The sequence below is a fragment of the Enterobacter sp. BNK-14 genome (assembly GCF_047456095.1).
Taxonomy (GTDB): domain Bacteria; phylum Pseudomonadota; class Gammaproteobacteria; order Enterobacterales; family Enterobacteriaceae; genus Enterobacter; species Enterobacter kobei.
The window spans coordinates 4,636,405-4,654,196 of sequence record NZ_CP179897.1 but is presented as its reverse complement, the minus strand read 5'-3'; the positions used below and the strand labels follow the sequence as shown (position 1 = coordinate 4,654,196).

Sequence of the window (17,792 nt, the reverse complement as noted above, 5' to 3'; positions counted from 1 at the left end):
GCTTAATGATTAATAAAATATTTGCACTTCCGGTAGTCGAACAACTTACCCCTGTGCTCTCCCGCCGCCAGATTGACGGCGCTGATGTTATCGTCGTTGACCACCCGCGCGTGAAAGCCTCCGTGGCGCTGAATGGCGCCCACCTGCTCTCCTGGAAGCCTGAGGGCGAAGAGGAAGGACTGTGGCTGAGCGACGCCACCTCGTTCAAAAAAGGGGCTGCTATCCGTGGCGGCGTCCCCATCTGCTGGCCATGGTTCGGCCCGTCCACACAGCAGGGTTTGCCGTCTCACGGTTTTGCCCGTAACCAGCAGTGGACGCTGAAAGCGCACAATGAAGATGACAACGGTGCCGTGCTGACCTTTGAGCTGCAGGCGAATGATGAAACCCGCGCCCTGTGGCCGCATGATTTCACCCTGTACGCCCGTTTCAAGCTGGGTAAAACCTGCGAAATTGAGCTGGAAGCCCACGGCGAGTTCGAAACCACGTCTGCCCTGCACACCTACTTCAACGTGGGTGACATCAACGCAGTGAAGGTGAGCGGCCTCGGCGATACCTTTATCGACAAAGTTGATAATGCGAAAGAGGGCAAGCTGAGCGACGGCGTTCAGGCTTTCCCCGATCGTACCGACCGCGTCTATCTCCACCCGGAAGCTTGCAGCGTGATCCACGATGGTGCCCTGAACCGCGGCATTGAGGTCGTTCATCATCATCACAGCAATGTGGTGGGCTGGAACCCAGGTCCGGCATTGTCTGTCAGCATGGCCGATATTCCTGATGACGGTTACAAAACATTCGTTTGTGTAGAAACAGCCTGCGTCACCACACCGCAGAAAGCGAGCGAAGAAAAACCGTCTCGTTTAGGGCAGACGATCCGTATTGTTAAGCGATAATCGCCCTGCACCACAAAAAAGCAAACGGGGCGCTAGCGCCCCGTTTTGATGCAATGATTGCACTGAATTAATGCACAATCAGAACTTGTAGGTCACACCCACAGAGAAGATACCCGCCCAGGACTTATCGACCATCGGGCTATCTTTCACTTCATCGCTCAGACGCTCATAACGGCCAGTACCGTAGACGCTCCAGTCGCCAAGGAAGTTATAGCTCGCGGTCAGCTCCAGGTAGGGATCCCAGCCATCATCTGCGCTGTAGCTTTTCAGACCACTGCGGCGAGACTCGTTTTTAGAGACGCCGTAATAGTAGTCGTTGTAGTTTTCACTGTTGTACTGCACACCGATGCCCGGCGTCAGGGTGAGCCCGCCGTTGGTATAACGGTACAGCCACGCCAGGTCCCAGATAAAGCCGTTGCTGTTGTCCAGCGTATCACCTGCCAGAGCAGTACGCAGGAAGCCATACTCGGTGTTATGCACGTATGAAAGCCCGGCCATCATGCTACTTTTGCGCTTATCGAGCTGGCGAAGCGCGTGGCTGTCGCTGTCTCCCGGCTTGAAGTGCGTTGGATCGTAGTAGGCCATGATCGAGAGCTTGTCGGCCGTGTCGTTCCAGAGATAGTAGCCGCCGCCGAGACCGCGGAACCAGACGTTCTCGCCTTCATAGGTGATAACGGGAACAGGATATACGTCACGATCATACTGTTTGTATGGGCTGTTAATGACGCCAACACCCGCGCCAACCGTCCACTGACTTTCCGCCTGAGCGGTGCTAACTGCGGTCGCGGCAAGGATGCCCAATGCCAGAAGTTTGAGTTTGGTCACAATCCATTCTTTCCTGTAGTCAAATAATCAGCGGGAGAAGTGTAACCGCCATTCCCGTACAACCCAAAATTTTTTGCCTGCTAATCAGTCTGATTAACCCGTTATTTTTCACTTTTCAGATGACAGCACGCTTTCATTTATATGACCACTGAATGAAAAACGTGCTTAAGCCTTAGAACCCAGGTGGAAATTTTTGGATGAGTTATTGATATGTCATTGAAATTAGATTTTCTCAGCATGCAAGTTTGGCAAATGCCATCTACGCTTAATTTTAAGAAGAGTTTTCCTGAACGCCCTGCGGTTCTTAGCCTCTGACCTGGCACACAGGTTGCTGCTCTGGCAGTGAGGTGCGAGAGATTCTCTTCCGGGAGCCTCCACTACTCATACGAACGGCTCTTATCCTGTGCTAAAAAACGAAAGGACGGCATGCCATGAATATATTCGATCACTATCGCCAGCGCTATGAAGCTGCCAAGGACGAAGAGTTCACACTGCAGGAGTTTCTTACCATTTGTCGGCAAGATCGCAGTGCCTATGCCAATGCGGCAGAACGGCTATTGATGGCTATTGGTGAGCCAAACATGGTTGATACTGCCCTGGAGCCACGGCTTTCCCGTCTATTTTCGAATCGGGTGGTCGCCCGATATCCGGCGTTCGAAGAGTTCTACGGCATGGAAGATGCCATTGAACAGATTGTCTCCTATCTGAAGCATGCCGCTCAGGGTCTGGAAGAGAAGAAACAGATCCTCTATTTACTCGGCCCGGTCGGTGGCGGTAAATCCTCGCTGGCTGAACGCCTGAAGTCGCTGATGCAGCGCGTGCCGATTTATGTGTTGAGCGCTAATGGCGAACGCAGCCCGGTGAACGACCATCCGCTGTGCCTGTTTAATCCACAGGAAGATGCGCAAATTCTGGATAAAGAGTTTGGCATTCCGCGCCGCTACCTCGGCACCATCATGTCGCCGTGGGCGGCAAAACGCCTGCATGAGTTTGGGGGCGATATCACCAAATTCCGCGTGGTGAAAGTGTGGCCGTCTATCCTTGAGCAGATCGCCATCGCCAAAACGGAACCGGGTGATGAGAACAACCAGGATATCTCGGCGCTGGTGGGTAAAGTTGATATCCGTAAGCTGGAAAACTTCGCACAAAATGACCCGGATGCCTACGGCTATTCCGGTGCGCTGTGCCGCGCCAACCAGGGGATTATGGAATTCGTGGAGATGTTTAAAGCACCAATTAAAGTGCTGCATCCTCTGCTGACGGCGACCCAGGAAGGGAACTATAACGGGACGGAAGGTATCTCCGCCCTGCCGTTTAACGGGATAATCCTCGCCCACTCGAACGAATCCGAATGGGTGACCTTCCGTAATAATAAAAACAATGAGGCTTTCCTTGACCGCGTGTACATCGTCAAGGTGCCTTATTGCCTGCGGATCTCCGAAGAGATCAAGATTTACGAGAAACTGCTCAACCACAGTGAGCTGGTGCACGCTCCCTGCGCGCCAGGCACGCTTGAAACGTTGTCGCGCTTCTCTATCCTTTCGCGTTTGAAAGAGCCGGAAAACTCCAGCATCTACTCAAAAATGCGCGTCTATGATGGCGAAAGCCTGAAAGACACCGACCCGAAAGCGAAATCCTATCAGGAGTATCGTGATTACGCCGGGGTCGATGAAGGGATGAACGGCCTGTCCACCCGTTTCGCGTTTAAGATCCTCTCCCGCGTCTTTAACTTCGACCATGCGGAAGTGGCGGCCAACCCGGTTCACTTGTTCTACGTGCTGGAGCAGCAGATTGAACGCGAGCAGTTCCCGCAGGAGCAGGCTGAACGCTATCTTGAGTTCCTGAAAGGCTACCTGATTCCGAAATACGCCGAGTTCATTGGCAAAGAGATCCAGACAGCCTACCTGGAATCCTATTCGGAGTACGGACAGAATATTTTCGACCGTTATGTCACCTACGCTGACTTCTGGATCCAGGATCAGGAGTACCGCGACCCGGATACCGGCCAGCTGTTTGACCGTGAATCCCTGAACGCGGAACTGGAAAAAATCGAGAAGCCTGCCGGGATCAGCAACCCGAAAGACTTCCGTAATGAGATTGTGAACTTCGTCCTGCGCGCCAGAGCGCATAACAACGGACGCAATCCGAACTGGACCAGCTACGAGAAACTGCGCACCGTGATTGAGAAGAAAATGTTCTCGAATACCGAAGAGCTGCTGCCGGTTATCTCGTTCAACACCAAAACCTCAACCGATGAGCAGAAAAAACACGACGATTTTGTCGACCGTATGATGGAAAAAGGCTACACCCGCAAACAGGTTCGCCTGCTCTGCGAATGGTATCTGCGCGTGCGTAAATCGTCCTAAAACAAGTGCCCGGCAGCGCTAGCGCTTGCCGGGCCAACAAAAACGCAAGTTGGCAAATGCAGTACGGGGGGTATATGACCTGGTTTATTGACCGGCGTCTTAACGGCAAAAACAAGAGCACGGTGAACCGCCAGCGCTTCTTGCGCCGTTACAAAGCGCAAATTAAACAGTCGATCTCCGAGGCCATCAACAAACGCTCGGTGACCGACGTCGACAGCGGCGAGTCTGTTTCCATCCCCACCGATGACATCAGCGAACCGATGTTTCATCAGGGGCGAGGCGGTCTGCGCCATCGCGTACACCCAGGTAATGACCACTTCGTTCAGAACGACAGAATTGAGCGTCCTCAGGGCGGCGGCGGTGGTTCAGGAAGCGGTCAGGGACAGGCCAGCCAGGACGGTGAAGGTCAGGATGAGTTCGTTTTCCAGATTTCAAAAGATGAATACCTCGACCTGCTGTTTGAGGACCTGGCGCTGCCGAATCTGAAAAAGAATCAGCATCGTCAGCTTAACGAGTACAAAACCCATCGCGCGGGCTATACCGCCAACGGCGTCCCCGCCAACATCAGCGTCGTGCGTTCGTTGCAGAATTCGCTGGCGCGGCGCACGGCAATGACGGCAGGCAAACGCCGTGAACTGCGCGAACTTGAGAGTAGCCTGAAGGTCGTGGAAAACACGGAGCCGGCGCAACTGCTGGAAGAGGAGCGCCTGCGCAAAGAGATTGCCGAGCTAAGAGCGAAGATCGATCGCGTTCCGTTTATCGACACGTTCGACCTGCGTTACAAGAATTATGAAAAACGCCCAGAGCCCTCAAGCCAGGCAGTGATGTTCTGTCTGATGGACGTCTCCGGCTCCATGGACCAGGCCACCAAGGATATGGCGAAGCGTTTTTATATCCTGCTCTACCTGTTCCTGAGCAGAACCTATAAGAACGTGGAAGTGGTCTATATTCGCCACCATACGCAGGCTAAAGAGGTCGACGAGCATGAGTTCTTCTACTCGCAGGAGACCGGCGGCACCATCGTCTCCAGCGCGCTGAAGCTGATGGATGAAGTCGTGAAAGAGCGTTACGACCCGGCGCAATGGAATATCTATGCCGCGCAGGCGTCCGATGGTGATAACTGGGCCGACGACTCACCGCTGTGTCACGACATCCTGGCGAAGAAAATTCTGCCGGTGGTGCGTTACTACAGCTATATCGAAATTACCCGTCGCGCGCATCAGACCCTGTGGCGGGAATATGAACATCTGCAATCGATGTTTGATAATTTTGCCATGCAACATATCCGTGACCAGGATGATATTTATCCGGTGTTCAGGGAGCTCTTCCACAAGCAGTCTGCTAACAGCAACGCATAATCTCACAGCCAGCGAACGCGCTGGCTGTTTTCTTTCGACGCCGTTCTTCTCGTGCTAATGTAGCCATCTGCATACTGGATTATCACCGGGAAAATCACGATGACTGACGACGTTATGGGGACAGGAACCCACCAGCAACTGATAACCTTACTCACCGGGCAAGGCGCGCGTTTTCGCGTTATGGAGCACGAGGCGGTCGGGAAATGTGAAGCGGTAAGTGAAATACGCGGGACCGATCTGCGTCAGGGAGCAAAAGCCCTGGTCTGCAAAGTGAAGGGAAACGGTGTTAAAAAACATGTTCTGGCGATCCTGGCCGCCGATCTGCAGGCAGACCTGAGCCGGCTTGCCAGCCATTTCGGCGGGCTTAAAGCCTCCCTCGCCAGCCCGGCCGAGGTAAGTACCCTTACCGCCTGCGTATTCGGCGCTATTCCGCCTTTTAGTTTCCACCCCGATCTGACGCTGGTCGCCGACCCGCTGCTGTTCGAGCGTTTCGACGAAATCGCGTTTAACGCCGGCCTGCTGGAAAAATCCGTGATCATGGATACCCAGGATTACCTGCGCATCGCCCGTCCTGAGCTGGTGACTTTCCATAAAGTCTAACCGTGAAGGCTGACTGTCAGCCTTTTCTCTCAAGCAACAGCACGGAGGCGACGAGAATCGCGGCAATGGCGAAAAACGATGAGGAGATAATCAGCGTTTCAACAAACATGTGATCGTTCATGATAGCGACCCCTTTGCGATATCTGTCTTCGTTTTAAACCGCGTAAATGACAAGGTTATGACAGCGGTAAAATCTTTTTAAAACTGTTCTCCGCCCTTTTTCCGCGTACAGTAAGCAGGACGATTATTTTGGCAAGGATTCCCTATGTTTGACCCTACTCTGCTCATTCTCCTGGCACTCGCCGCGCTGGGTTTTATCAGTCATAACACCACCGTCGCCATCTCGATTCTGGTGCTGATTATCGTACGCGTCACGCCGTTAAATACCTTTTTCCCGTGGATAGAAAAGCAAGGCCTCACCATCGGGATAATCATTTTAACCATCGGGGTGATGGCGCCCATCGCCAGCGGTACGCTTCCCGCCTCAACGCTGCTGCACTCGTTTGTCAACTGGAAATCGCTGGTGGCTATCGCGGTAGGTGTTTTTGTCTCATGGCTCGGGGGGCGCGGCGTTACGCTGATGAGCAGCCAGCCTTCGCTGGTTGCGGGTCTGCTGGTGGGCACGGTGCTGGGCGTAGCGCTCTTTCGCGGCGTGCCGGTGGGCCCGCTGATTGCAGCCGGGCTGGTCTCCCTGTTTATCGGAAAGTCGTAGTCAGGCTGGCCATGTAACGCGCCGGCGTCTGACCCAGCCCCTTCTTAAACATGGTAATAAACGCGGTGGTCGAGTCATAACCCAGTGACTGCGCCACCTGCTGTACCGATTTCCCGCCGATCAAATGCTGTAACGCCACAATAAGCTGCAGCTGGTGACGCCAGCGACGAAAGCTTAATCCGGTCTCTTTTACCACCAGTCGCGCCAGGTTGCGTTCGCTCATGGCGAAGTGGCTTGCCCATTGTGCCAGCGTCTGCCAGGCCGCGGGCTCTTCAGCCATCTTCTCGCTCATCAGCCGGATTTTTGGATGGGGCGAGACGGGTAACTGTAAATGCTCCTGACGCTGGAGCGGCAGTTCATCAAACAGGACATCGACCAGTCGGGATGTGGCCGCAAGCTGAAGCTGTGCCTGCGATTTTTCTGCCAGAGATAAAATGAGCTCCCGCACCAGAGGGGACATTTTCAGCGTACAACAGCGGTCGGGCAGACTGGCGGCACCGGGCTCAATGAACAAAAAGCAGAGCTGCGCCCCCGGCGTGGCCCTGTTACTGTGCGGCATCTGCCCGGGGATCCAGACCGCGTACTGGGGCGGTACCATCAACATGGCATTTTCCACTTCACAGGTAATCGCGCCGCCAAGCGCCAGAATCAGCTGTCCCTTGCGGTGATGATGCAGGGGTATATATTGTTCCTCCGCCACCACACGGATGCGAAAGGCGACGGCCGCATCATGCTGGCTATCAGGATCGTAGCCGTCCAGTCCCAGTCCAATCATCATGTTGTCCGATTTTAGCGATAAACTGTCATTTTAGCCTGATTTCAACCGACGGGAAAATCGGTATTGTGTGCGCTCGCTTGAACGTATGAGAACATAATGACTACTGCTATTCGCACCTCAGGAAAACACGGCGCGCTGTTGATTGCAGGCATCCTGATGATCGCCACCACGCTTCGCGTCACCTTTACCGGCGCAGCCCCGCTGCTGGATACCCTTCGCCTTGATTATGGCTTAAGCACGGCGCAAACCGGTCTGCTGACCACCCTACCCCTGTTGGCTTTTGCCCTGATCTCCCCGCTCGCCGCAGGTCTGGCCCGACGTATTGGCATGGAGCGTAGCCTGTTTATCGCCCTGTTGCTGATTTGCGCCGGGATAGCCATTCGCTCCCTGCCTTCCGCTGCCCTGCTTTTCATCGGCACGGCAGTGATTGGCTGCGGGATCGCGCTTGGGAACGTGCTGTTACCAGGTTTAATTAAACGTGACTTTCCGGGCCAGGTGGCGAAACTCACCGGTGCCTATTCCCTGACGATGGGGGCAGCCGCCGCGTTAGGCTCGGCGCTAATCGTGCCGCTGGCCCAGGGTCATGCGGGCTGGCAGGGCGCGCTGCTGATGCTGATGGTGTTTCCGCTGCTCGCCTTGCTGCTCTGGCTGCCGCAGTGGCGTCAGAAACATGTTGCGACGGTAACAGGCGCAGGCGCGTTACATAACCGCGCAATCTGGCGTTCTGCTCTCGCCTGGCAGGTGACGCTCTTTCTGGGGATTAACTCTCTTATCTATTACGTCATCATCGGCTGGCTGCCGGCGATACTGCTTAGCCACGGCTACAGCGAGGCGCAGGCAGGTTCGGTGCATGGTCTTTTACAGCTGGCGACAGCCGTGCCGGGACTTGCCGTTCCGCTGATCCTCCATCGGCTGAAAGATCAGCGGACGATCGCCGGTGCAGTGGCGCTGATGTGCGCGGTAAGCGCAGCGGGATTGTGGTTTATGCCGGATATGGCGGTGATGTGGACGCTGGTGTTTGGCTTTGGCTCCGGGGCAACGATGATCCTCGGCCTGACGTTCATCGGTCTGCGCGCGAGCTCTGCGCATCAGGCGGCGGCATTGTCCGGTATGGCACAGTCTATCGGCTACCTGCTCGCTGCCTGCGGACCGCCGCTGATGGGTAAAATCCACGATTCGGTAGGAGACTGGCGCATCCCCCTTCTCGCCTGTGCGCTGGCCGCGATCGTCATGGCCGTCTGCGGGATACTTGCCGGGCGCGACCGGGAAATCGCGCCCCGCTAAACACGAAGGCAGACCATCGGGTCTGCCCTGTTTTAGCCCCGCGCCGCGCGAAGCAATGCCTGTACGAGAACCACCGGACGTCCTTCCAGCGCAGCACGCTCGTGCTGGAACAAAGTGATCACAAAGAACGGGTGGGTTATCAGCTCCGCCGCACGGATTTCCCCCTGTTCGTCCCAGCCCGTCACGCGCATATCACCGCTCTCCAGCGCCTGAGCAAATTCCGGCGACACACCATAGTTGCAGTGATATCCCTCTTCAATTTCGGGTTTGCCGTAGGCTTTGGCGATCAGCGTATTGCTGCGCAGTTCAATGGCATCGGATATTTCCACCAGCGAGCAGGTCAGCGGCGCGATCACCATAGTGCCTTCGGTATCCGTCTCAGCATGTGCCGCATCGTGCCAGCCCAGCACGTTACGGGCATACTCAATCAGCGCATGCTGGAACCCACCGCAGGTCCCCAGGAACGGAATACTGTTTTCACGGGCGTAGCGTGCGGCGATAAAGGCGGCCTCTGTGTTTTTATAGGGGCTCGCAGGAACCAGCCAGATGGCATCGTACCCCACCAGATCCTCAGAACTGGTTAATTCCGGGGTAGCAAGCCAGTCGTAATCGGCGGTGAGGTCAAGAACGGCCGCAGCATCGTCAATGGCCAGCGGGATCGCCTTGTGTGCAATAACATCAGGATTGTAATCGCCAACCAGCGCAATGCGGAGCGTCGTTTTAACCGGGAGGTGTTCCATGAAAGGTTCCTTATGCCAGAGTATTATCAGATAACATAAGGAACCTCAGACTACCGATCTTCTGCAATTATCACAATACCTTAAATTGGGAGGGTGGAATTATGATTCAGTGCAAACGCGTCTATGAGCAGGCAAGCCCGGACGATGGCTATCGGGTGCTGGTGGACAGACTCTGGCCGCGCGGGGTTAAAAAAACGGACCTCGCCCATGACGAATGGTGTAAAACACTCACGCCATCGAACGCATTACGTCAGGAGTATCATAGCGAAGCTATTGATTTTGCGACTTTCAGTAAAGCCTATCAGGAAGAACTGGCGCAGCATAAGGACGAGGGAAGGCGTCTTGCGGCGCTGGCACACAAGCAGACTCTCACCCTCCTCTATGGCGCGAAAAACACGGAACAGAATCACGCCCTGGTTTTAGCCGACTGGCTACGCCATTTGTGATCAGCTGATTGTCAGCTCATCCAGCATTTGCGGGGCTTGATCAGGGGTGAGCGGCATCAGATGTTCGGCGCGAACAAACGCAAAGCCGTGCTGATTGTCAAAGGCGTAGACGTCTCCGGTGACCAGCCAAAGCGCACGATCCGCACTTGCGGGTAATTGCGTCATCACGCCGTTAACCGGGTTTACAAAACGCAGGCCAGGCTGGCAAAGACCAAACAACTCAACAGATTTACCAATATTGCGACGGCCAGACGCCGTGCGGGCACCGATGATCATCGCCATGCTGCCCGGTTTAAGCTGAAACATACTTCTCTCGCGGTAACAGTAGCCAGATACTGGCTAAGAATAATCCTAAAGAGAAGTGTATCGCAGCACCTGCCCTTCTGTCACCTGGTGGGTTGCGGATGATCGCGACGATAGAGCGTCCATTCGTCGATCACTTCACCACCCGGCAGCTTGCACTCGGTACGAACACCCTGCGGGCTTTGAATCGGGATCTGTTCCCCGCCCTTTTCCAGACAGTAAACGGAAGCCGGGTTCGCCATACCTACGGCCTGTGGCGGTTTGGGCGCATCGGGTGGGGTTGTTTTTGCGGTACAGGCGACCAGGGGAAGCGTCAGCGCCAGAAGCAGAAATCTCATCGCATCGATCCTTGTGACATCATCTTTGCCTAAGGGTAACGGCTCAGCGCCGCTTTCTCCATATATAAAATTTTCTGCATTCATGTTTTACTATGCCTGAAGCCTAAGAATTCAGCATAACATGCAGATGCAGACGTCTTCTGCCTGGGAGTCTTTCTACGTCATGTCGGATATTATCCTTGCCCGTGTTTCAGAAACCCTCGTTACTGAGCAATCCCTTGAAAGTCTCGTTCGTCAGCTGCTGGAGATGCTGGAAATCGTCACCGATATGGAGTCGACTTACCTGACGAAGGTGGATATCCAGGCGCGGCTGCAGCATATCCTTTATGCCCGAAACAGTAAGCAGATGACGATCCCGGAGGGGCTGAGCGTGCCCTGGGATGAAACGCTGTGTAAGCGCGCGCTGGATAGCGACACCATCTTCAGTAACGATGTCCCCGAGCGCTGGCCGGAGTGCGAAGCGGCGAAAGCTCTCGGTATTACCACTTACATGAGCATTCCGGTTCATCTCGCCGATGGCTCGCTTTACGGTACGCTTTGCGCCACCAGCACGGCTAAAAAGCCGCTCAGCGAGCGCGGTGAACAGATGTTAAAATTATTCGCCGGGTTGATTGGTCAGTACATTCAGAAAGAATCTCTGGTGAACCAGCTTCGGGAAGCCAACGCGGCGCTCATCGCACACTCTTATACCGATGCCCTTACCGGCCTGCCCAACCGTCGCGCCATCTTTGAGGATCTGACTACTCTGTTTTCCCTGGCTCGACACCTGAAACGTAACGCCATCATTGCGTTTATCGACCTGGACGATTTTAAATTGATTAACGATCGGTATGGGCATGAAGCAGGCGACCAGTTCCTGATTGAAGTGGGCAAGCGTTTGACCGCAGAAAAACAGCAGGACGATATCATTGGTCGGCTGGGCGGCGATGAATTTCTGGTGGCCTCTCTGAGTCATGTCGACAATGAGGAGCACATGAATCAGCTTAAAGCGCGCTTCAGCGCCCGCATTGCAGGGGAATACTGGCTGGGTAACATTAACCTTATTTATCCGGGAGCCAGCCTCGGCGTCATCGAAGTGGACCCAGACGTAACCGATCCAGACAGCGCATTACGTGCTGCTGATGTGGCGATGTATCAGGATAAGAAAGGAAAAAGCAAAACACGCTTTCTCGCGATGGATTAACCCCGTACACTCTACGGCGTTATAAAAAGAAAAAGGTGATGATATGAGAATAGGGATCCTCTTCCCTGTCGTTATTTTTATAACGGCGGTCGTGTTTCTGGCGTGGTTTTTTGTCGGTGGTTACGCTGCACCGGGGGCATAAATGAGAAAAACCACGCTCATTATGTTAATCATCGCCATTGTGGCCTTTGCTGGCACGCAGCTTGGCTGGTGGTGAACCCGTGATGTAAAAAGGCCGCCATCCGGCAGCCTTTTTTAACGCTTCAGTTTTAGCTTTTGATCTTTCTGTAGATAAACAGCACAACCAGCGCGCCGATCACCGCAACCGCAAAGCTGCCGAAGTTAAAGCCATCTACTTTCCCGAAGCCGAACAGCGTACTGATCCAGCCGCCGACTACCGCGCCGACAATACCCAGTATTACGGTGACGATAAACCCACCGCCATCTTTGCCCGGCATGATCCACTTCGCCAGAATACCCGCAATAAGCCCAAAGATAATCCAGGATAAAATTCCCATAACTTTCCTCTCTGTATGGTTTTTGTCATTAAATCAACGACACAAAAAAGGATAGCACAGGATTTGAGAAAGGAAATTTGTGATAAGCCTCACACTGACCGGATGCGCATTTTGCCATCAAAATGCCCTTCCCCAGGAAATGTGGGGTTGCATCTTTTGTTGAGAAAGATTATCTTTCTCAACACTGAATAGTTGAGAGAAATACTCAGGTATTCAGTACGACATTGCTCACATTGCTTCCAGTATTTCTTGCCCACGCTTTCGTGGGCTTTTTTTTGGGTTATACCCCAACAAAAGCGTGCCGGTTACGGCCTCCGCGTTTTGCCTGATAGAGCGCCTGGTCCGCGGCAATAATAATATTCTGCTGACTGCCCGCGATGTCGACAGCACGCGCAGTAGATATGCCTACACTCACCGTGACCCGCCCGAAAGGACTGAACGCGTGTTCAATGTGGAGAGAGAAGACATTGCGAATAATCGTCTGTGCAAGGCGGAGCGCCTCCTGGATATCCGATTCAGGCAATATCAATGCAAACTCCTCCCCGCCATATCGCGCCACAAGCTGGTTGTCGCGAGTGAGGCTTTCCCTGAGGCAGTTTCCCAGTAATGCCAGACACCTGTCCCCTTCCGGGTGACCATAGTTATCGTTGTACTTTTTGAAGTAGTCCACATCCACGAGGAGGAGCGAAATCGGCGCGTCCTCTGCCGCGCACATCGCGATGTCGGAGAGAATTTTTTCATCGAAAATACGTCGGTTATAAAGCCCGGTCAGGGCATCCTCCGAGGCAATAATCTTTAGCGCTTTGTTATCCCGTGTTTTTCTGGATAAGTCGGAATACAGGAAATAAGACGCCACGATGAGTATCGCGGTAAAAACGAAAATAAGTAAGGCAAGCTGAATCGCCTGCTTGCGCCAGGGGGAAAGGGCTTCATCCGCGCTGACCGCCACCGTCGTGACCAGTCCGTAGCGGCTGTTTTTCTCATAGGCATAAATGCGTTCGATTTTATCAAACCGGGAAACGGAGCTGGCTATCCCTGTATTTTGTACTTTTAGGTATTTCCTGAAGAGAGGAGAATCTGAAAAAATCGTACCGATATAGGTATTCTTAAAGGGGTAGCGAATCAGTAAAACGCCTGTTTGTGTCGTTAAGCCAATAACGCCCGCGTGTCCGATATTGATCTGTCCATAAAGGGTCAGAAAGTTTTCGATACCCAGCGTCACCACCACGACGCCGTTAAATGCCCCCGTGTGAGTCTCAAGGCGTCGGCTTATGGTAATAACCCATTTACCATTGGTTCTGCTTATCACTGGCTCGCCAATAAATATCTGCTGGCTTTTATTTTCCTTGTGATAGACAAAGAATGACCGGTCCGCGCCTTTACGGGGACCTGCTAAAGTTTCGTGCAAGGCGGTGAAGATATCCCCCTGCGCATCATAGACAACCACATTATTAATCTGGGTAAGAAGGTTATCCTGATTGCTTATCATTCGCTGAATATTGATCGCCTGTTGCGGGGTCATGCCATAAATTTCAAGGGTGTCGGAAACGGTGGTAATCAACATTTCACTTTGGCGTATGATGCCTTCTGTATAGACATTCAGGGTATGGCTCAGGTTGGCAACGCTGGTATTGATCTGCTGGATTGACTGCTGTCGGGACGTTGCAATCTGCACGGCAAGCGACAATGAAATGATCAACGAGACAATGATGACGGTTATGGTTGTTGTGTAAAAAGTATTTTTGACATGCACGAGCTTTTCCACCTTATCACGCCTGACATCCCTGGCTGACAACTCTTGTCACTGTAACAAAGCTCAGGTTAAGAGGAAAATGAATTGCACTTAAGCATAGTTCATCCGCCTGGATTAGGCTGACTCCCCATATTATCAGGCTTGTAGCAAGCCCAGCCTGTGATAAGATTTGAAAAATCAGGGAGCGGACAAGGTATCTGGAAAATGAAAAAGATCGTTGCCGTTACTATCGTTTCAGCGTTTCTGGTCTTTCTGTCTCTCTATACGGTCAATGCGGTTATCATGGGCCAGCAGAAAAGCAAACTGCGTGAGATTTCCCAGACCCTTTTACAGTATTCAGAAGGCCTGTCTCAGAGCGTGGCGCAGACACTTAAAGGCCTGACCACTCAGGGATGCGACAAAGCCAGCCTTGATCGCTACAGACAGATTAAGCTCGACAGCCTTTATTTTGCAGACATCGGTTTTATAGAGCAGGGAAAAATAATCTGTACCGCTTTTTGGGGAAAACTCGCTAACCCTGTCCCCCTGCCAGAAGAGCTCCATAAAACACCCAGGGGATTCCTGCTCGCGCAATTTTCCAGAAAAGATTTTTTCACGGGCAATGCGGCCATCTACAATAATCTTATTATCTTCTCCTCCCGCTACGCTTACGATAAATTCACCCCGGTTACCAACAATTACTCACTCAGCGCAACCACCAAAGACTTTGCCAGAATATTTTTTTCAGCAACCCATGAGGTAAAAGAACAGGATGGGGTACATTCCACGTTATTTACCCTCACCCTCACACAGTGCAGCACTTCCTGGGATTTGTGCGTCATTGTGAAGCATCACCATGCAGGACTGGCCTCGTTATCTCCCGCGGTGTTTGCCTTTCTCGTGGCTATTTTATGTTTTATCTGGATTGCGATAACGTTATTTTCCTTTCGACTCAATGAAGACCGCTTTTCACTGGAACGGACGTTGGTTAAAGCCGTCTTAACCAACACTATTGGCGTTCACTACCAGCCCATAATTCGCATTCAGGATAGCAAAATAGTGGGCGTGGAGGTTTTATCGAGATGGCGCGACGCAAAACACGGTGACGTCTCGCCGGAATTGTTTATTCCATTAATCCAGAAAATTGGTTTGTATAAAAAATATTATACCCATATTCTTGAGAAAGCCCTTAAGGACATCGCACCGCTGGTGCTTAAGCATCAGCTGGTCGTTTCGCTCAATGTTGGTCGAACGGAAATTGAAGATGGACAATTTATCAGCATTTTGCGCCGTGGATGTTTAGCCAACAACATTCCGCTGTCTCTGGTAAAAGTCGAGCTCTCTGAAAAAGCCGTTTCCACCGCGAATATTCTGGAGGGCTTCTGTCAGAAGTTAAAATCCCTTGGTGTCAGAATATCCATTGATGACTTCGGTGTGCAAAACTCCAACCTGGCCAGGCTTTCGCTTCTTGAATATGATGAGATCAAAATCGACAAGTCGCTGGTCGATGGCATCAGTGAGCATTATAAACAGAACATTTTTGTTATCTTTAGCGACGCCCTCGCAAAACTGAATAAAACGCTGGTTTTCGAAGGCGTTGAGAACGAAATACAATTCCGCTTTATTGCTGAACGATATCCTGAGGCTCTGGTTCAGGGATGGTATTTTTCAAAATCTGTTTCCCGCCGTGAGCTTGCGAAGCGGCTCCTGGGTCTGGCGCGGTAGGCTATTCATTTCCCCACTGATTAAGGAAGTTCGCAATATCATCAATACGTTCAGCATGAACCCCGGCTTCACGCGCCATCTCTTGCTGAGCTTCCTCATCAATCTCCTCATTATTTGATAACCGCGTGAGCAGCAGCTGGAAATAATGCGCCAGTGGGTCCTGCTCTGACTCACTGACAGGCTTTGCGGCTTCCGTCGCGTATTCTTCGACGATGTCATAATACTTCAATGGGATGTCGTTATTCATAACTGTCTAAACCTCTCACGATGAAGCCACAAGTATATCGGACGACGCACGGTTGACCAACGCGTTGCTTCAGATAAGCAGCGCAAGCAGGGCGGCAAGCGCAGGTAAAGCCTGAACATACAGAATCTTCCGGCTGGCGGTCACTGCGCCAAAGAGACCGGCAATCAGCACGCAGGCCAGGAAGAAGATGGCCACATGAACGCCCTCTTCACCGAGCCAGAGGCTCCAGAGCAAACCCGCCGCAAGAAAACCGTTGTATAGCCCCTGATTCGCGGCCAGCACGCGGGTTTCACGCGCAAATTCCGGGCTGAGATTAAACGCCTTATGCCCGGTTCTGGTGTCCCACAGAAACATTTCCAGCACAAGGATGTAAAGATGGATAAATGCAACGACAGCGATAAGAACAGTGGCTAGCATCGTGTTATTTCCTGCAGGCAGAGGCAAAAAAAACGGGAACCCTCAGGCCCCCGCTCTTGTTTAACCCAGAGTCTGGATTACATGTTCGCGATGATCGCGTCGCCAAACTCTGAGCATTTCAGCAGTTTAGCGCCTTCCATCAGACGTTCGAAATCGTAAGTTACGGTTTTGGCGTTGATCGCGCCTTCCATACCTTTCACGATCAGGTCTGCGGCTTCGAACCATTCCATATGACGCAGCATCATCTCTGCGGACAGGATGATAGAGCCTGGGTTCACTTTGTCCTGACCTGCATATTTAGGAGCAGTACCGTGGGTCGCCTCGAACAGAGCGCACTCGTCACCGATGTTTGCACCAGGGGCGATTCCGATACCGCCAACCTGTGCTGCCAGGGCGTCAGAGATGTAGTCACCGTTCAGGTTCATACAGGCAATCACGTCGTATTCAGCAGGACGCAGCAGGATCTGCTGCAGGAACGCATCGGCGATCACATCTTTAACGATGATCTCTTTGCCGTTGTTCGGGTTCTTAATCTTCTGCCACGGGCCACCGTCGATCAGCTCACCGCCGAACTCTTCTTTCGCCAACTGGTAACCCCAGTCTTTGAAGGCACCTTCGGTGAACTTCATGATGTTGCCTTTGTGAACCAGAGTCACAGAGTCACGGTCGTTGGTGATCGCGTATTCGATAGCCGCGCGCACCAGACGTTTAGTCCCTTCTTCGGAGCATGGCTTGATGCCGATACCGCAATGTTCAGGGAAGCGAATTTTCTTCACGCCCATCTCTTCGCGCAGGAATTTAATCACTTTTTCTGCGTCTGCAGAGTCTGCTTTCCACTCGATGCCCGCGTAGATGTCTTCTGAGTTTTCGCGGAAGATAACCATATCGGTCAGTTCAGGGTGCTTAACCGGGCTTGGGGTGCCCTGATAGTAACGCACCGGACGCAGACAGACGTACAGGTCCAGCTCCTGACGCAGTGCCACGTTCAGGGAGCGGATACCGCCGCCGACTGGGGTGGTCAATGGGCCTTTGATAGCAACGCGGTAGTCGCGGATCAGGTCCAGCGTTTCTGCTGGCAGCCAGACGTCCTGGCCATAAACTTGAGTCGATTTCTCACCGGTGTAAATTTCCATCCAGGAAATTTTACGCTCGCCTTTGTAGGCTTTCTCAACAGCGGCATCAACCACTTTCAGCATTGCCGGGGTAACGTCTACACCGATACCGTCACCTTCAATGAACGGGATAATCGGATTGTGAGGAACGTTAATCTTGCCGTTTTGCAGGGTGATCTTTTTACCTTCCGCCGGAACAACTACTTTGCTTTCCATTA

At 52.8% G+C, this 17,792-nt stretch carries 21 protein-coding genes; 10 read left to right on the top strand and 11 right to left on the bottom strand.

Translation table 11 applies throughout. From position 1 onward, the window contains the following. Positions 1–5: 5 nt before the first annotated feature. Positions 6–890: a D-hexose-6-phosphate mutarotase gene (locus ACMGGM_RS22075; RefSeq protein ID WP_014883445.1), complete on the top strand. Its 885-nt coding sequence runs from the start codon at positions 6–8 to the stop codon at positions 888–890. A gap of 78 nt (positions 891–968) precedes the next feature. On the opposite strand, the gene ACMGGM_RS22070 is transcribed toward ACMGGM_RS22075, so the two are convergent. Then, entirely contained in the window at positions 969–1,715 is a 747-nt protein-coding gene (locus ACMGGM_RS22070) for a MipA/OmpV family protein (RefSeq protein WP_014883444.1), read from the bottom strand. Positions 1,716–2,146: 431 nt separating this feature from the next. Between ACMGGM_RS22070 and yeaG the strand changes: the two genes are divergently transcribed. The 3 genes from yeaG (at position 2,147) to ACMGGM_RS22055 (ending at position 6,039) form a co-directional block, all read left to right on the top strand. After that, the gene (yeaG, locus tag ACMGGM_RS22065) at positions 2,147–4,081 is read left to right on the top strand and encodes a protein kinase YeaG (RefSeq protein ID WP_014883443.1); all 1,935 of its coding nucleotides are present in this window, start codon (positions 2,147–2,149) and stop codon (positions 4,079–4,081) included. Between the two features lie 74 nt (positions 4,082–4,155). Continuing rightward, complete coding sequence (locus ACMGGM_RS22060; protein ID WP_014883442.1) at positions 4,156–5,439, top strand: YeaH/YhbH family protein; 1,284 nt, start codon at positions 4,156–4,158, stop codon at positions 5,437–5,439. Between the two features lie 99 nt (positions 5,440–5,538). Further along, positions 5,539–6,039 (top strand): YbaK/prolyl-tRNA synthetase associated domain-containing protein, encoded by a 501-nt coding sequence (locus ACMGGM_RS22055; RefSeq protein ID WP_023332738.1) that lies wholly within the window; start codon positions 5,539–5,541, stop codon positions 6,037–6,039. A 16-nt stretch (positions 6,040–6,055) separates the two neighbouring features. On the opposite strand, the gene yoaI is transcribed toward ACMGGM_RS22055, so the two are convergent. Next, complete coding sequence (yoaI, locus tag ACMGGM_RS22050; RefSeq protein ID WP_023332737.1) at positions 6,056–6,160, bottom strand: small membrane protein YoaI; 105 nt, start codon at positions 6,158–6,160, stop codon at positions 6,056–6,058. A 144-nt stretch (positions 6,161–6,304) separates the two neighbouring features. On the opposite strand from yoaI, the gene ACMGGM_RS22045 reads away from it, so the two are divergent. Then, entirely contained in the window at positions 6,305–6,751 is a 447-nt protein-coding gene (locus ACMGGM_RS22045; RefSeq protein WP_023332736.1) for a DUF441 domain-containing protein, read from the top strand. Here ACMGGM_RS22045 and ACMGGM_RS22040 read toward each other — a convergent pair. Then, positions 6,735–7,526: an AraC family transcriptional regulator gene (locus ACMGGM_RS22040; RefSeq protein WP_063943329.1), complete on the bottom strand. Its 792-nt coding sequence runs from the start codon at positions 7,524–7,526 to the stop codon at positions 6,735–6,737. The genes ACMGGM_RS22045 and ACMGGM_RS22040 overlap by 17 nt on opposite strands. A gap of 99 nt (positions 7,527–7,625) precedes the next feature. Here ACMGGM_RS22040 and ACMGGM_RS22035 point away from each other — a divergent pair, with 99 nt between their 5' ends. Next, positions 7,626–8,813, top strand: coding sequence for a CynX/NimT family MFS transporter (locus tag ACMGGM_RS22035; protein ID WP_032636931.1), 1,188 nt, complete (start codon positions 7,626–7,628; stop codon positions 8,811–8,813). A 32-nt stretch (positions 8,814–8,845) separates the two neighbouring features. On the opposite strand, the gene ACMGGM_RS22030 is transcribed toward ACMGGM_RS22035, so the two are convergent. Next, entirely contained in the window at positions 8,846–9,553 is a 708-nt protein-coding gene (locus tag ACMGGM_RS22030; protein ID WP_049010365.1) for a CTP synthase, read from the bottom strand. Positions 9,554–9,654: 101 nt separating this feature from the next. Here ACMGGM_RS22030 and ACMGGM_RS22025 point away from each other — a divergent pair, with 101 nt between their 5' ends. Then, positions 9,655–9,999 carry a DUF488 domain-containing protein gene (locus tag ACMGGM_RS22025; protein ID WP_045135040.1) on the top strand — a complete coding sequence of 115 codons (345 nt, stop codon included), beginning with the start codon at positions 9,655–9,657 and terminating at the stop codon, positions 9,997–9,999. Here ACMGGM_RS22025 and ACMGGM_RS22020 read toward each other — a convergent pair whose 3' ends face one another. Together ACMGGM_RS22020 and ACMGGM_RS22015 are read right to left on the bottom strand one after the other, a co-directional pair. Next, positions 10,000–10,305, bottom strand: a complete 306-nt coding sequence (locus ACMGGM_RS22020) for a hypothetical protein (RefSeq protein ID WP_023332731.1) — start codon at positions 10,303–10,305, stop codon at positions 10,000–10,002. Between the two features lie 80 nt (positions 10,306–10,385). Then, a complete protein-coding gene (locus ACMGGM_RS22015) occupies positions 10,386–10,640 on the bottom strand; it encodes a DUF333 domain-containing protein (RefSeq protein WP_014883433.1) in 255 nt (84 codons plus the stop codon). Between the two features lie 163 nt (positions 10,641–10,803). Here ACMGGM_RS22015 and ACMGGM_RS22010 point away from each other — a divergent pair, with 163 nt between their 5' ends. Further along, a complete protein-coding gene (locus tag ACMGGM_RS22010; RefSeq protein ID WP_032637908.1) occupies positions 10,804–11,823 on the top strand; it encodes a sensor domain-containing diguanylate cyclase in 1,020 nt (339 codons plus the stop codon). Positions 11,824–11,866: 43 nt separating this feature from the next. After that, positions 11,867–11,965 (top strand): YoaK family small membrane protein, encoded by a 99-nt coding sequence (locus ACMGGM_RS22005; RefSeq protein ID WP_014883431.1) that lies wholly within the window; start codon positions 11,867–11,869, stop codon positions 11,963–11,965. A 127-nt stretch (positions 11,966–12,092) separates the two neighbouring features. Here ACMGGM_RS22005 and ACMGGM_RS22000 read toward each other — a convergent pair whose 3' ends face one another. Both ACMGGM_RS22000 and ACMGGM_RS21995 read right to left on the bottom strand, forming a co-directional pair. After that, complete coding sequence (locus ACMGGM_RS22000) at positions 12,093–12,341, bottom strand: GlsB/YeaQ/YmgE family stress response membrane protein (RefSeq protein WP_008500746.1); 249 nt, start codon at positions 12,339–12,341, stop codon at positions 12,093–12,095. 280 nt (positions 12,342–12,621) lie between these two features. Beyond that, on the bottom strand, positions 12,622–14,106 hold the full coding sequence (locus tag ACMGGM_RS21995; protein WP_224955213.1) for a sensor domain-containing diguanylate cyclase: 1,485 nt from the start codon (positions 14,104–14,106) through the stop codon (positions 12,622–12,624). A 192-nt stretch (positions 14,107–14,298) separates the two neighbouring features. Between ACMGGM_RS21995 and ACMGGM_RS21990 the strand changes: the two genes are divergently transcribed. After that, entirely contained in the window at positions 14,299–15,798 is a 1,500-nt protein-coding gene (locus ACMGGM_RS21990) for an EAL domain-containing protein (protein WP_045135039.1), read from the top strand. Between the two features lies 1 nt (position 15,799). On the opposite strand, the gene ACMGGM_RS21985 is transcribed toward ACMGGM_RS21990, so the two are convergent. The 3 genes from ACMGGM_RS21985 to icd form a co-directional block, all read right to left on the bottom strand. After that, positions 15,800–16,045: a DUF2543 family protein gene (locus tag ACMGGM_RS21985; protein ID WP_014883428.1), complete on the bottom strand. Its 246-nt coding sequence runs from the start codon at positions 16,043–16,045 to the stop codon at positions 15,800–15,802. Positions 16,046–16,114: 69 nt separating this feature from the next. Next, complete coding sequence (locus tag ACMGGM_RS21980; protein ID WP_014883427.1) at positions 16,115–16,462, bottom strand: DUF1304 domain-containing protein; 348 nt, start codon at positions 16,460–16,462, stop codon at positions 16,115–16,117. 77 nt (positions 16,463–16,539) lie between these two features. Continuing rightward, on the bottom strand, positions 16,540–17,790 hold the full coding sequence (gene icd, locus ACMGGM_RS21975) for an NADP-dependent isocitrate dehydrogenase (RefSeq protein ID WP_045135038.1): 1,251 nt from the start codon (positions 17,788–17,790) through the stop codon (positions 16,540–16,542). Positions 17,791–17,792 lie beyond the last annotated feature (2 nt).